Annotated in this window: 12 protein-coding genes; 4 read left to right on the top strand and 8 right to left on the bottom strand. The window is 71.5% G+C overall.

All coding sequences use genetic code 11. The features are described from left to right. Both mgtE and JCO01S_RS14430 read left to right on the top strand, forming a co-directional pair. Positions 1–866: magnesium transporter (gene mgtE, locus JCO01S_RS14435; protein WP_084342958.1), on the top strand; the 866-nt coding region annotated here is incomplete at its 5' end. A 113-nt stretch (positions 867–979) separates the two neighbouring features. After that, positions 980–1360 (top strand): MFS transporter, encoded by a 381-nt coding sequence (locus JCO01S_RS14430; RefSeq protein ID WP_068257272.1) that lies wholly within the window; start codon positions 980–982, stop codon positions 1358–1360. A gap of 499 nt (positions 1361–1859) precedes the next feature. Here JCO01S_RS14430 and JCO01S_RS14425 read toward each other — a convergent pair whose 3' ends face one another. The 6 genes from JCO01S_RS14425 to JCO01S_RS14400 form a co-directional block, all read right to left on the bottom strand. Continuing rightward, a complete protein-coding gene (locus tag JCO01S_RS14425; protein WP_068257269.1) occupies positions 1860–3647 on the bottom strand; it encodes an ABC-F family ATP-binding cassette domain-containing protein in 1788 nt (595 codons plus the stop codon). Then, the gene (locus JCO01S_RS14420; RefSeq protein WP_068257266.1) at positions 3647–4582 is read right to left on the bottom strand and encodes a 4-(cytidine 5'-diphospho)-2-C-methyl-D-erythritol kinase; all 936 of its coding nucleotides are present in this window, start codon (positions 4580–4582) and stop codon (positions 3647–3649) included. The genes JCO01S_RS14425 and JCO01S_RS14420 overlap by 1 nt, the downstream gene beginning before the upstream one ends. Next, positions 4579–5463 carry a 16S rRNA (adenine(1518)-N(6)/adenine(1519)-N(6))-dimethyltransferase RsmA gene (rsmA, locus tag JCO01S_RS14415; protein ID WP_245634459.1) on the bottom strand — a complete coding sequence of 295 codons (885 nt, stop codon included), beginning with the start codon at positions 5461–5463 and terminating at the stop codon, positions 4579–4581. The genes JCO01S_RS14420 and rsmA overlap by 4 nt, the downstream gene beginning before the upstream one ends. Beyond that, entirely contained in the window at positions 5460–6332 is an 873-nt protein-coding gene (locus JCO01S_RS14410) for a TatD family hydrolase (protein WP_068257260.1), read from the bottom strand. Before JCO01S_RS14410 ends, rsmA begins: the two co-directional genes overlap by 4 nt. Beyond that, complete coding sequence (gene metG / locus JCO01S_RS14405) at positions 6329–8131, bottom strand: methionine--tRNA ligase (RefSeq protein ID WP_068257257.1); 1803 nt, start codon at positions 8129–8131, stop codon at positions 6329–6331. The genes JCO01S_RS14410 and metG overlap by 4 nt, the downstream gene beginning before the upstream one ends. 77 nt (positions 8132–8208) lie before the next feature. Continuing rightward, a complete protein-coding gene (locus tag JCO01S_RS14400) occupies positions 8209–8811 on the bottom strand; it encodes a TetR/AcrR family transcriptional regulator (protein ID WP_068257255.1) in 603 nt (200 codons plus the stop codon). Positions 8812–8940: 129 nt separating this feature from the next. On the opposite strand from JCO01S_RS14400, the gene JCO01S_RS14395 reads away from it, so the two are divergent. Continuing rightward, a complete protein-coding gene (locus JCO01S_RS14395; RefSeq protein ID WP_068257253.1) occupies positions 8941–9126 on the top strand; it encodes a hypothetical protein in 186 nt (61 codons plus the stop codon). 44 nt (positions 9127–9170) lie between these two features. After that, positions 9171–9935, top strand: coding sequence for a CPBP family intramembrane glutamic endopeptidase (locus JCO01S_RS14390; RefSeq protein WP_068257250.1), 765 nt, complete (start codon positions 9171–9173; stop codon positions 9933–9935). A 71-nt stretch (positions 9936–10006) separates the two neighbouring features. Here the strand turns inward: JCO01S_RS14390 and JCO01S_RS14385 are convergent, their stop codons facing one another. Next, positions 10007–10750 (bottom strand): succinate dehydrogenase/fumarate reductase iron-sulfur subunit, encoded by a 744-nt coding sequence (locus JCO01S_RS14385; RefSeq protein WP_068257247.1) that lies wholly within the window; start codon positions 10748–10750, stop codon positions 10007–10009. A gap of 5 nt (positions 10751–10755) precedes the next feature. Then, positions 10756–12174: succinate dehydrogenase (quinone) flavoprotein subunit (gene sdhA, locus JCO01S_RS14380; protein WP_068257245.1), on the bottom strand; the 1419-nt coding region annotated here is incomplete at its 5' end.

Here is a 12174-nt window from a genome sequence, read left to right as displayed (position 1 = left end):
GGCTCGACGACGCCGAGACGATCTACACGCTGCCGATCATCGACGCGAGCCGCCACGTGGTCGGCGTCGTCAGCCTGCGCACCCTGATGCGGGCCGACCCCACCACGCGGGTGGACGACCTGATGAGCCCCGCACTGACCGTGAGGACCGACGAGGACGACGAGACGGCCGCTCGCCGCATCACGGACAAGGGTCTGCTCGCCCTGCCGGTCGTGGACAGCGAGGAGCGGCTCGTCGGCATCCTCACCATCGATGACGCGGTCCGCATCCTCGAGCGCGAGGAGAGCGAGGACACCGCCCGGCTCGGTGGTGTCGAGCCGCTCGGACGCCCCTACCTGTCCACCCCGATCATGCGGCTCGTGCGCAGCCGCGTCGTGTGGCTGCTCGTGCTCGCCATCGGGGCGACGCTCACCGTGCAGGTGCTCTCGGTCTTCGAGGCGACGCTGGAGCAGGTGACCGTCCTCGCGCTCTTCATCCCGCTGCTCATCGGGACCGGCGGCAACACCGGCAACCAGGCGGCGACGACCGTCACCCGCGCCCTCGCCCTCGACGACGTGCGCCCCCGGGACGTCCTGGCCGTCCTCGGTCGCGAGCTGCGCGTCGGGCTGGCCCTCGGCGCACTCCTGGGCGCCGTCGGGTTCGCCGCCACGGCCCTGGTCTACGAGGTGCGGGTCGGCCTCGTCATCGGCCTGACCCTCGTGGCGGTGTGCACGATGGCCGCCAGCATCGGGGGCGTCATGCCGCTCGTCGCCCGCAAGGTGGGCGTCGACCCGGCCGTCTTCTCCAACCCGTTCATCACGACCTTCGTCGACGCGACCGGGCTGGTGCTGTACTTCCTCATCGCCCACGCGCTGCTGCCGCTGTAGCGAGCCCGCTCCCGGGCCCGGCAGATCGGCGGGCAGGAAGAGCGCACGATCCCGGTCGCCCGCCACCTGGCCCTGACAGTGGTGGCCCGGACACCCGGCCACCAAAGACATGCTTGACGGTCGTCCCTCAGCTCGTCGCCCCCGCGCACCTGCAACAGGCCAACGCGGTCATGGCCTTCGCGCGGCGTGGCTCGATGGTCCTCGGGCCGGCGATCGCCGGCGTGCTGGTGGCAACGACCGGGCCGGGCTGGGCGATCATGGCCGATGCCGCGACGTTTCTGCTCGCGACGCTCGCGCTGACCCGGGTCCGGTTGCCGCCCAGCCCACCCGCAACGGGCTCGGAAGACGTGTCCTCGTCCTTGAGGCGGCTGCGCGAGGGCTGGACACAGGTGCGCAGCCGGACTTGGCTGTGGGTGATCATCGCCGCCAAGGCCTGGGGGCCAGCGGCTGGGGACTGGTGGTCAGTGCCCAGTCCGCCGGGGCAGTCGGGATGACGCTGCTCCTGCTGTGGCTACCGCTGAAGCGGCCACTGCGGCAAGGCATGCTGGGCGTGTCCGTCATGGCGATCCCGTTGTGTCTGCTCGGCTTCCGGCCCGAGACGCTGCTCGTCGCGGTCGCCGCATTCTTCGGGGGTGCGGGGATCGAGGTCTTCGGGACCGGGTGGCGGGTCGCCCTGATGGAGCAGGTACCAGCGGACGCCCTGTCACGCGTCGCGAGCTTCGACATGCTCGGGTCGTTCATCGCCATCCCCGCCGGCACGCTGCTCTATGGCTGGCTCGCCACCCGCGCCGACGTGGAGAACGTGCTCATCATCTCGGCCATCGCCTATGCCACTGCTGCGCTCGCGCCCCTACTCGTACGTGACGAGCAATTCGTGCGGCAGTTCGCCCCGTCCCTCCGCGCGTCCCCCGGCATGGCGGGGTCGCAACTGTGGGCCCCGGCCGAACTGCCGTGCGAATTGCCCCCGGCGGCCACCACGCGCCGAGCCATCAGTCAGCCGACGATCTCGGCGGCCTCCAGCCACTCCATCTCGAGCCCGTCCCGCTCCTTGGTGAGCTCGCCGAGCTCGGCCCCGAGCTCGGCGAGGCGCTCGTGGTCGTGCGCCGCGTCGGCCATCTCGTGGTGCAGCCGGTCCTCGCGCTCCCCGAGGCGGGTGAGTCGCTTCTCCACCCGGGCCATGGTCTTGCGCGCCTCCCGCTGGGCCGCCGGGTCCACCGGTGGCGAAGGGGGCCTGCCGCCCCCTTCGGACCCGGTCGCCGGCCGAGCGCTCCCGGCACCGGCCGCGCGCAACCGGAGGTACTCCTCCACGCCGCCCGGCAGGTGGCGCAGCCGCCCGTCGAGGATCGCGTACTGCTGGTCGGTGACCCGCTCGAGCAGGTACCGGTCGTGGGAGACGACGACGAGCGTGCCCGGCCAGGAGTCGAGGACGTCCTCCATCGCGGCGAGCATGTCGGCGTCGACGTCGTTCGTCGGCTCGTCCAGGGCGATGACGTTGGGCTGGTCCAGGAGCAGGAGGAGCAGCTGCAGCCGCCGCTTCTGCCCGCCGGAGAGCTCGTGGACCCGCGCGGAGAGGTGCGCCCTCTCGAAGCCCAACCGTTCCAACAGCTGCGCGGGCGTGAGGTCCTTGCCGCCGACGTTGAAGGTCGTGCGGGTCCGTGCCAGGACCTCGCGCACGCGGTCGTGGGCGATGGCCTGCAGCTGGCTGAACTGCTGGTCCAGCAGTCCCATCCGCACGGTCTTGCCGTGCTTGACCCGCCCGGAGGTGGGGGGGGTCGTGCCGGCGAGCAGCCCGAGGAGGGTGGACTTGCCGCTGCCGTTGGCGCCGAGGATCCCGGTGCGCTCCCCCGGCGCGAGCCGCCAAGTCACCCCGGAGAGCACCTCGTGGCCGTCGAAGGCCACGCTCGCGTCCTCGATGTCGATGACGTCCTTGCCGAGCCGGGAGACCGCGAGACGCTGCAGCTCGATCGTGTTGCGCGGAGGCGGCACGTCCTCGATGAGCTGGTTCGCGGCGTCGATGCGGAACTTCGGCTTGCTCGTGCGAGCCGGCGCCCCGCGGCGCAGCCAGGCCAGCTCCTTGCGCATGAGGTTCTGCCGCTTGGCCTCGGTCGCGGCGGCGATCCGGTCCCGCTCCACGCGCTGGAGGACGTAGGCGGCGTAGCCGCCCTCGAAGGGCTCGACGATCCCGTCGTGCACCTCCCAGGTCTCGGTGCACACCTCGTCGAGGAACCACCGGTCGTGGGTGATGACGAGCAGGCCGCCGGTGCCCCTCGGCCACCGCGCCCGCAGGTGCCCGGCCAGCCAGGTGATGCCCTCGACGTCCAGGTGGTTGGTCGGCTCGTCCAGCGCGACGACGTCCCAGTCCTCGACGAGCAGCGCGGCGAGCGCGACCCGGCGCCGCTGGCCGCCGCTGAGCGAGCCCACCGTGGCCTCCCACGGGAGGTCCCCCACGAGCCCGCCGATGATGTCGCGCACCCGGGCGTCGCCGGCCCACTCGTGCTCCGGGCGGTCACCGACGATCGCGTGCCCGACGGTGGTGGCCGCGTCGAGGTCGTCGCTCTGCGCGAGGACCCCGAAACTCACCCCGCCGCGCCGGGTCACCCGGCCCGACTGCGGCTCGATGGTCCCGGCGAGCACTCCCATGAGGCTGGACTTGCCGTCGCCGTTGCGGCCGACGACGCCGATGCGGTCCCCTTCGTGGACGCCGAGGGTGACCGAGTCCAGGACGACGCGCGTGGGGTACTCCAGGTGCAGCGCCTCTGCACCGACGAGCGGGAGCGCCATCAGAGCCGTGCCGCGGGCAGGACGTGTGCTCCGTGGACCGGGCCGGTGGCCCGCATGACGTCGGCGGCGACACCGGAGGCGGTCAGCGAGATGGCCAGGTCGATGGCACCTTCCGCCGTGGCGGCGAGGACGGCCACGGTGGGCCCGGAGCCGGAGACGAAGGCCGCCAGCGCGCCGAAGCCCATCGCGGCCTCGATGACCTCGCCGATGGCCGGCTGCAGGGCGATGGCGTCCGGCTGGAGGTCGTTGTCCAGCACCGGGGCCAGCTCGCTCGCCTCGCCGCTGCGCAGGGCGCTCATCAGGGCGGCACTCGGTTGGGGGTCCGGGACGTCGACGCCCTCGTTGCGACTGTCGAAGGCGCGGTACACGGCCGGGGTGGACAGCCCCTCGCCGGCGCTCGGCACGAAGACCCAGTGGTAGACCCCCTTCGCCAGGACGGGGGCGACGAGCTCTCCCCGACCGGAGCCGACGGCGGTGCCGCCGCGCAGTGCGAAGGGGACGTCGCTCCCGATCTGCGCCGCGACCTCCGCGAGGTCGTCCTTGCCCAGGCCCGTGCCCCACACCGCGTCGCAGGCGAGCAGCGCCGCGGCGGCGTCGGCCGAGCCGCCGGCCATGCCACCGGCGACCGGGATGTCCTTGTGCACCGAGAGGTGCACCGGCTCCTGGCCGCCGGTCCGCTCCGCGAGCGTGCGCGCAGCGACGAGGGCGAGGTTGCTCTCGTCGGTCGGGACCGAGTCCGCGTCGCGGCCGCTCACCGAGCAGCCCCACTCCCCCGCGGGCGCGGCGGTGACCTCGTCGTGGATCCCGACGGCCTGGTAGACCGTCGAGAGCCCGTGGTAGCCGTCCTCGCGGCGCGGCCCGACGAAGAGCTCCAGGTTGACCTTCGCCGGGGCGCGCACGGTCACGGGCGTCGCCGACTCGAGCACGGAGGTCATGGCGACACCCTAGTCATGAGTTCCTCGGCGACCCGCGCGAAGGCGGCCACGTCCAGGACCTCCCCACGGGTGCGGGGGTCGACGCCCGCTGCCTGCAGCGCCGCCTCGGCGACCTCCCCCGACCCGGCGAGGCCGCGCAGGGCCGCCCGCAGCGTCTTGCGGCGCTGGGCGAAGGCGGCGTCGACGACCGCGAAGACCTGCTCGCGCGTGGCGCCGGTCGTCGGCGGCTCCCGCCGCACGAGCGAGACCAACCCGGAGTCGACATTGGGCACCGGCCAGAAGACGCTGCGTGGGACCCGGCCGGCGAGCTCGACGCGGGACCACCAGGCGGCCTTGACGCTGGGCACCCCGTAGACCTTGCTGCCCGGCGCCGCCGCGAGCCGTTCGGCGACCTCGAGCTGGACCATGACGAGCACCCGCTCGATGCTCGGGAAGAGCTCGAGGAAGCGCAGCACGACCGGCACGGAGACGTTGTAGGGCAGGTTCGCCACGAGGGCGGTGGGCTCCGGGCCGGGCAGCCGGGTCACCGTCATCGCGTCGCCCGGCACGACCGTGAGCCGGTCGGCGGCCCCCGGGGCGAGCTCGGCGACGGTGTCGGGCAACGCCGCGGCCAGCGTCGGGTCGACCTCGACCGCGGTGACCCGGTCGGCGCCCTCCAGCAGCGCGAGGGTGAGGGACCCGAGGCCGGGGCCGATCTCGATGACGTGGTCCTCGTCCGTCACCCGGCCCGCGCGCACGATGCGCCGGACGGTGTTGGCGTCGACGACGAAGTTCTGCCCCCACTGCTTGGTCGGGCGCACCCCGAGGCGGTCGGCCAGGTCGCGGACCCTCGAGGCGCCGAGGAGGCTGCCCCCTTCGCCGGGGGTGGCGGGTGTGCTCACCACGGGCCGTACACGCGCTCCGCGTTGTCCGAGACCGCCCGGCACATCGTCGGCACGTCGACGCCGAGGACCCGGGCCATGCCCCGGACGGTGTGCGGCAGCAGGTAGGGCGCGTTGGCGTTGCCGCGCTCCGGGGTCGGCGTGAGGTAGGGGGCGTCGGTCTCGGCGAGCACCGACTCCAGCGGCACCTCGAGCAGCGCCTCGCGCAGGTCACCGGCGCTCTTGAAGGTCACCGTGCCGGCGAAGGACAGGTAGTAGCCGCGGGCGACGCACTCCCGCGCCATCTCCCGGTCCCCGCTGAAGCAGTGCATCACCGTGGTCTGCGGTGCGCCCTCCTCCTCGAGGAGGTCCAGGACGTCCTGGTGGGCGTCCCGGTCGTGGATCTGCAGCGCCTTGCCGGTGCGCTTGGCCAGATCGATGTGCCGGCGGAACGACTCCTGCTGGGCGGCGTGCCCCTCCGGGCCGGTCCGGTAGTAGTCCAGCCCGGTCTCCCCCACCGCGCGGATGCGCGGGTGGGCCACGAGCCGCTCGATCTCGGCGAGCGCCGCCTCCAGCTCGCCGGCAGCGGCGAGCGCGGGGGTCTCGTTGGGGTGCAGCGCGACCGCGCCGAGCATGCCGGGGTGCAGCTCCACCTGCCGGGCCGTGAAGCGGGCACTCGGCAGGTCGCACCCGACCTGCACGACCCGGTCCACGCCGACCTCGACGGCGGTGCGCAGCGCGGCGGCGATCTCCTCGGTGCTCCGGTCGCCGCCCCCGTCGATCGCGACCGGGTCGGGGACGTCGTCGCGCCGGATGTCCAGGTGGGTGTGGTTGTCGACCACCGCGACCGGCAGCGGATCGGGGCGAAGGGGGACCCGCCGGCTGCTCACGCGCCGTCCTCGGCCATCGCCGCGCGCTCGGTGTCCACGACCGTCTCCGCGTCGAGCTTGGCGAAGACCGGCTTCGGCTTGCCGATCACGGTCCCGACGGTGATCGGCGTGGACTCCCAGACGGGGAAGGCGGTGTAGTCACCGGTGATCACGGGGTAGCCGGGACCGCCGTCGAGGTCCTCGACGTCCTCCACCCGGGGCATCGGGACGAGCTGGCCCTCGCCACCGAGGACGGCGTCGACCCGGTTGGCCGCGTGCGGGATGAAGGGGGCGAGCAGCAGGTTGCAGTCGCTGACCGCCTGGAGCAGCGTGTGCAGCACCGTGGCGAGCCGCTCGCGCTGGTCCTCCCCCTTCAGCCGGAAGGGCTCGGTGTCGGTGACGTACTTGTTGACCTCGGCGACGACGCGCATCGCGGCGGCGAGCGCGGCCTTCTGCCGGTGCCGCCCGATGAGCGAGCCGATCTCCGTGAAGCCCTCGCGCACGTGCGCGAGGATCCGCTCGTCGATCTCCTCGAGCGGCCCCGGCTCGGGGACCTGCCCGAAGTTCTTCGCGACCATCGAGGCGGTGCGGTTCACGAGGTTGCCCCAGCCGCCGACGAGCTCGGAGTTGTTGCGCCGGACGAAGTCCGGCCACGTGAAGTCGGCGTCCTGGTTCTCCGGGCCGGCGGCGCAGATGTAGTAGCGCAGCGCGTCCGGCCCGTAGTCCTCGAGCACGTGGCGCACGTACACGACGTGGCCGCGGCTGGAGGAGAAGGCCCTGCTCTCCATGGTGAGGAACTCGCTGGAGACGACCTCGGTCGGCAGGTTCAGCTCGCCGTACTCGCCCGGGGCGCCCCCCTTCGCCCCCTTGCCGGCGTAGGAGAGCAGCTCGGCGGGCCAGATCTGGGAGTGGAAGGTGATGTTGTCCTTGCCCATGAAGTAGTAGGACAGCGCCTCCGGGTCGTTCCACCACTGCCGCCACAGCTCGGGATCACCCTGCCGACGTGCCCACTCGATGGACGCGGACAGGTAGCCGATGACCGCGTCGAACCACACGTAGAAGCGCTTGGTGGGGTACTTCTCACCGAGCTCGCCGGGCAGTGGGATGCCCCAGTCGATGTCGCGGGTCATGGCGCGGGGGCGGATGTCCTCGAGGATGTTCAGGCTGAAGTTGATGACGTTGGGACGCCACGTGCCCGTCTCCTCGCGGCCCTCGAGGTAGGCGCGCAGCGCGCCGGCGAGCGCGGGCAGGTCGAGGAAGAAGTGCTCGGTCTCGCCGAACTGCGGGGTCGCTCCGTCGACCTTGCTGCGGGGCTCCTTCAGGTCGCTCGGCTCGAGCTGGTTGCCGCAGTTGTCGCACTGGTCGCCGCGCGCCTCCTCGTAGCCGCAGATCGGGCAGGTGCCCTCGATGTAGCGGTCGGGCAGTGTGCGGCCGGTGCGCGGGTCGATCGCGACCTGCTGGGACTGCTCGATGAAGTAGCCGTTGGCCCGGCACTGCTCGAAGAGGTGCTGGACCACCGTGTAGTGGTTGCGCGAGGTGGTGCGCGTGTAGAGGTCGTAGGAGCAGCCGAGGTCGGCCAGCTCGTGGGCGATCGTCGCGTGGTGGGTGTCGACGAGCTCGCGCGCGGTCGTGCCGAGCGTGTCGGCGAGCACGAGGATCGGCGTGCCGTGCTCGTCGGAACCGCTCACCATGAGCACCTCGTGCCCCGCCATGCGCATGTACCGGCTGAAGACGTCCGAGGGCACCCCGAACCCGGCGACGTGACCGAGGTGGCGGGGGCCGTTGGCATACGGCCAGGCGACGGCGGAGAGAACCTTCATGCTTCTCATCCTATGGAACGACCGGCCCGGCCTCGCCACGACCGTTGGCGGGAGCGGCGAAGGGGGCCCGACCCCCGCTACCGGGGCGTGGACGGCAGTCGGACGAAGGCCTCGACGATCCGCCGAGCGGTGCCCCGCACGTAGGCCTCCCGCTCCTCCGGCGGACGCAGGAAGGCGCTGCCGAGCACACCCTGCATGGCGGCGACCAGCGCCTCGGCATCGGTGTCGGGGTCCCCGTTCTCCCCCGCGGTCGTCAGCAGCTCGCGCACCAGGCGGCGGATCCGGTGCTCGGCCGGCTCGAGCGCCCCCGCCACCTCCGGCACGCGGGCCGCCTCCTGGGTCAGCTCGCCCTGGGCGAGCAGCAGGGTCGGCGTGGCGAGCCAGCCGACGAAGAGCTCGATCGCCTGCGCAGCGAGCTCCTCGGTCGTGTCCCCGGCGCGCTGCCGGCTCACGAGCCCCTCGACGTTGTCGATGAGGGCATCGCTGATGAAGGCGGCCAGTGCGGTGGTCAGCGCCAGACGGGTGCGCAGGTATCCGGAGGTGCTGCCGACCGGCAGGCCGGCCTCGCCGTCGACGGCGCGATGGGTCAGCCCGCGCATCCCCTTCGCCGCGACCACCCTGGCCGCGGACTCGAGGATCAGCTGCATCCGGGGGGACAGCTCGCTCTCCTGGGTGCTCATCTGCCGCAATCTACCCGCGCCCGGCGGGGGCCCGGGCGATGACCTCCGGGGTTCGTGGCCGGGCTTGACACCGTCCTTCTACGTCTGTAGTTTAGTAGTCGAAACAACAGATGTAGAAAGGAGTCGACGATGAGCATTGCCTCCGTCACCGGTTTCGTCACCGCCTCCCTGGTCCTCGTGGCCATCGCGCTCGGCGTCCTCGCCGTCGCCATCGGGGTCGCGGCCTTCCAGTACTTCAGCGAGAACCGTCAGGTCCGCCTGGCCCGCCACGAGCGCCTCGTGCCGTACTACCGCCAGCGGCTGTCCCTGGCCTGAGTCCCTGCGGCCGGCATCGGCTCGGTGCTCCATACACTGACGCCATGCCGGCCACCACTGCTCCCGAGCGTCGGACGCTGCTGACCGAGACGGTCCTCGTCCTGGGCGTCTCGCTGGGAGCCTCCGCCCTCTGGTCGGTCCTCTCCCTCACCCGGGACCTGCTGGACTCCCGGTCCCTGGGCAGCCAGGTCACGTCGATGAACAGCTCGTCCGTGCTCGGGCAGCCGTGGCTGGACCTGGTCCACCAGCTGGTCGGCATCGGCCTCGCGCTCGTGCCCGTGGCCCTGGCGCTGCACCTGCTCGCCCGCCAGCACGAGCACCCCGCCCGCCTCATCGGCGTCGACGGCCGCGCCCCGCTGCGGGACCTGCTCCAGGGGCTCGCCCTGGCCGCCACCATCGGCATCCCCGGCCTCGCGCTCTATCTCGGCGCCCGGGCCCTCGACCTGAACACGACCGTCTCCGCTGCCAACCTCACCACCGCTTGGTGGACCATCCCCGTCCTGGTCCTCGCCGCCGCCCAGAACGCGGTGCTCGAGGAGATCATCATGGTCGGCTACCTCTTCACCCGCTGGCGCGAGACCGGCTGGGGCCCCGTCGCGATCGTCCTCACCAGCGCTCTCATCCGCGGGACCTACCACCTGTACCAGGGCTTCGGCGGCTTCGTCGGCAACATCGCCATGGGCCTGCTCCTCGGCCTGGTCTACCTCCGGGTGCGACGCACCATGCCGCTGATCATCGCCCACCTGACCATCGACGTCGTCGCCTTCGTCGGCTACGCCCTCCTGGTGGACCACGTCAGCTGGCTCTGACCACCCTCGATGGGCACAAGAGAAGTCCCGGGCCGCGACGATGTCGAGGCCCGGGACTTCTCGTGCCCGATTCAGCGGCGGCGCCCGGCCGCCTGACGCAGGTCATGGTTCAGCTGGCTGATGACGTCCAGCCCGATGCCCTTCGGGCAGGCGTTGCTGCACTCACCGATGTTGGTGCAGCCGCCGAAGCCCTCCTCGTCGTGCTGCTCGACCATGGAGACCACGCGCGCGCTGCGCTCGGCCTGGCCCTGGGGCAGCTCACCGAGGTGGGTGATCTTGCTACCGAGGAAGAGCATGCCGGAGGCGTTCGGGCAGGCCGCCACGCAGGCACCGCAGCCGATGCACTCCGCCGCCATGAAGGCACGGTCGGCGTTCTGCTTCGGCACCGGCGTCGCATGGGCGTCCGGGGCGGCGCCGGTGTTGACCGAGATGTACCCGCCGGACTCGATGATCCGGTCGAACGCGCCGCGGTCGACGACCAGGTCCTTCACGATGGGGAAGGCGTTGGCCCGCCACGGCTCGACGGTGATCGTCTCGCCGTCCCGGAAGGAGCGCATGTGCAGCTGGCAGGTGGTCGTCCGCTCGGGGCCGTGGGCCTCGCCGGAGATCATCAGGCCGCACATACCGCAGATGCCCTCGCGGCAGTCGCTGTCGAAGGCGATGGGCTCCTCGCCCCCCTCGATGAGCCGCTCGTTGAGGACGTCGAGCATCTCCAGGAAGGACATGTCCTCGTTGACGTCCGGCATGTCGTAGGTGACGAGCTCACCCTTGGCGGCGGGCCCCTCCTGACGCCAGATCTTCAGGGTTAGGTTCATTCCGCTCACTTGTAGCTCCGCTGCTTGAGTTCGATGGCCTCGAAGGTGAGGTCCTCCTTGTGCAGGATCGGCATGCCCGGGCCGGTCCCGTCCTCGTTCTCCTGGAACTCCCAGGCCGCGACATAGGCGAAGTTCTCGTCGTCGCGCAGTGCCTCGCCGTCCTCGGTCTGGGACTCGGACCGGAAGTGGCAACCGCAGGACTCGCTCCGGTGGAGCGCGTCGATGCACATCAGCTCGCCGAGCTCGAGGAAGTCGGCGACACGACCGGCCTTCTCCAGGCTCTGGTTCAGCGTGGCCGCCGAGCCGGGCACCTTGACGTTGCGCCAGAACTCCTCGCGCAGGGAGCGGATGAGGTCGATGGCCTTGATGAGGCCCTCCTCGTTGCGCTCCATGCCGCAGTACTCCCACATGATGTGGCCGAGCTCCTTGTGGAAGGAGTCCACGGTCCGCTCACCATTGATCGACAGCAGCCGCTCGGTGCGATCGGACACGGACTTCTTCGCCTCCGCCACCGAGGCCGAGTTCTCGTCGATCTCCGGGTAGGGGCCCTTGGAGAGGTAGTCACGGATGGTGTTCGGCAGCACGAAGTAGCCGTCGGCCAGACCCTGCATCAGGGCCGAGGCGCCCAGGCGGTTCGCGCCGTGGTCGGAGAAGTTGGCCTCACCGGCCACGAACAGACCCGGGATGCTGCTCTGCAGGTCGTAGTCGACCCACAGCCCGCCCATGACGTAGTGCACGGCCGGATAGATGCGCATCGGGACCTTGTAGGGGTCCTCACCGGTGATCCGCTGGTACATGTCGAAGAGGTTGCCGTACTTGGTACGGATCGCGTCCTCCCCGAGGCGCTCGATCGCCGAGGCGAAGTCGAGGTAGACCCCGCGGCGGAAGTCCCCGACCTTGGGGCCGACACCGCGGCCCTCGTCGCAGACGACCTTCGCCTGGCGGGAGGCGATGTCGCGGGGCACGAGGTTGCCGAAGGAGGGGTACTTGCGCTCCAGGTAGTAGTCCCTGTCCTCCTCGGGGATCTCCCGGGGGTCCTTGTCGCAGTCCTCGGCACGCTTGGGCACCCAGATGCGCCCGTCGTTGCGCAGCGACTCACTCATCAGGGTCAGCTTCGACTGGTACTCGCCGGCGACCGGGATGCAGGTCGGGTGGATCTGCGTGTAGCACGGGTTGGCCATGTGGGCGCCCTTGCGGTGCGCGCGCCAGCTCGCCGTGACGTTGGAGCCCATCGCGTTGGTCGAGAGGAAGTAGACGTTGCCGTAGCCACCACTGGCGAGCACGACCGCGTCGGCGGTGTGGGTCTCCAGCTCACCGGTGATCAGGTCACGGGCGACGATGCCGCGGGCCCGGCCGTCCTCGATGATCAGCTCGAGCATCTCGTGGCGGGTGTAGGGATCGACGGTCCCGGCGGCGACCTGCCG

Source organism: Janibacter corallicola NBRC 107790, assembly GCF_001570965.1.
Taxonomy (GTDB): domain Bacteria; phylum Actinomycetota; class Actinomycetes; order Actinomycetales; family Dermatophilaceae; genus Janibacter; species Janibacter corallicola.
This window is presented reverse-complemented; position numbering and strand designations above follow the sequence as displayed.

Bases quoted from the DNA above. Each gene is read 5' to 3' on its own strand.
- JCO01S_RS14385 (WP_068257247.1), bottom strand. From the start codon at position 10,750: ATGAACCTAACCCTGAAGATCTGGCGTCAGGAGGGGCCCGCCGCCAAG.
- JCO01S_RS14395 (WP_068257253.1), top strand. From the start codon at position 8,941: ATGAGCATTGCCTCCGTCACCGGTTTCGTCACCGCCTCCCTGGTCCTC.
- JCO01S_RS14425 (WP_068257269.1), bottom strand. From the start codon at position 3,647: ATGGCGCTCCCGCTCGTCGGTGCAGAGGCGCTGCACCTGGAGTACCCC.
- JCO01S_RS14400 (WP_068257255.1), bottom strand. From the start codon at position 8,811: ATGAGCACCCAGGAGAGCGAGCTGTCCCCCCGGATGCAGCTGATCCTC.
- metG (WP_068257257.1), bottom strand. From the start codon at position 8,131: ATGAAGGTTCTCTCCGCCGTCGCCTGGCCGTATGCCAACGGCCCCCGC.
- JCO01S_RS14390 (WP_068257250.1), top strand. From the start codon at position 9,171: ATGCCGGCCACCACTGCTCCCGAGCGTCGGACGCTGCTGACCGAGACG.
- JCO01S_RS14420 (WP_068257266.1), bottom strand. From the start codon at position 4,582: ATGACCTCCGTGCTCGAGTCGGCGACGCCCGTGACCGTGCGCGCCCCG.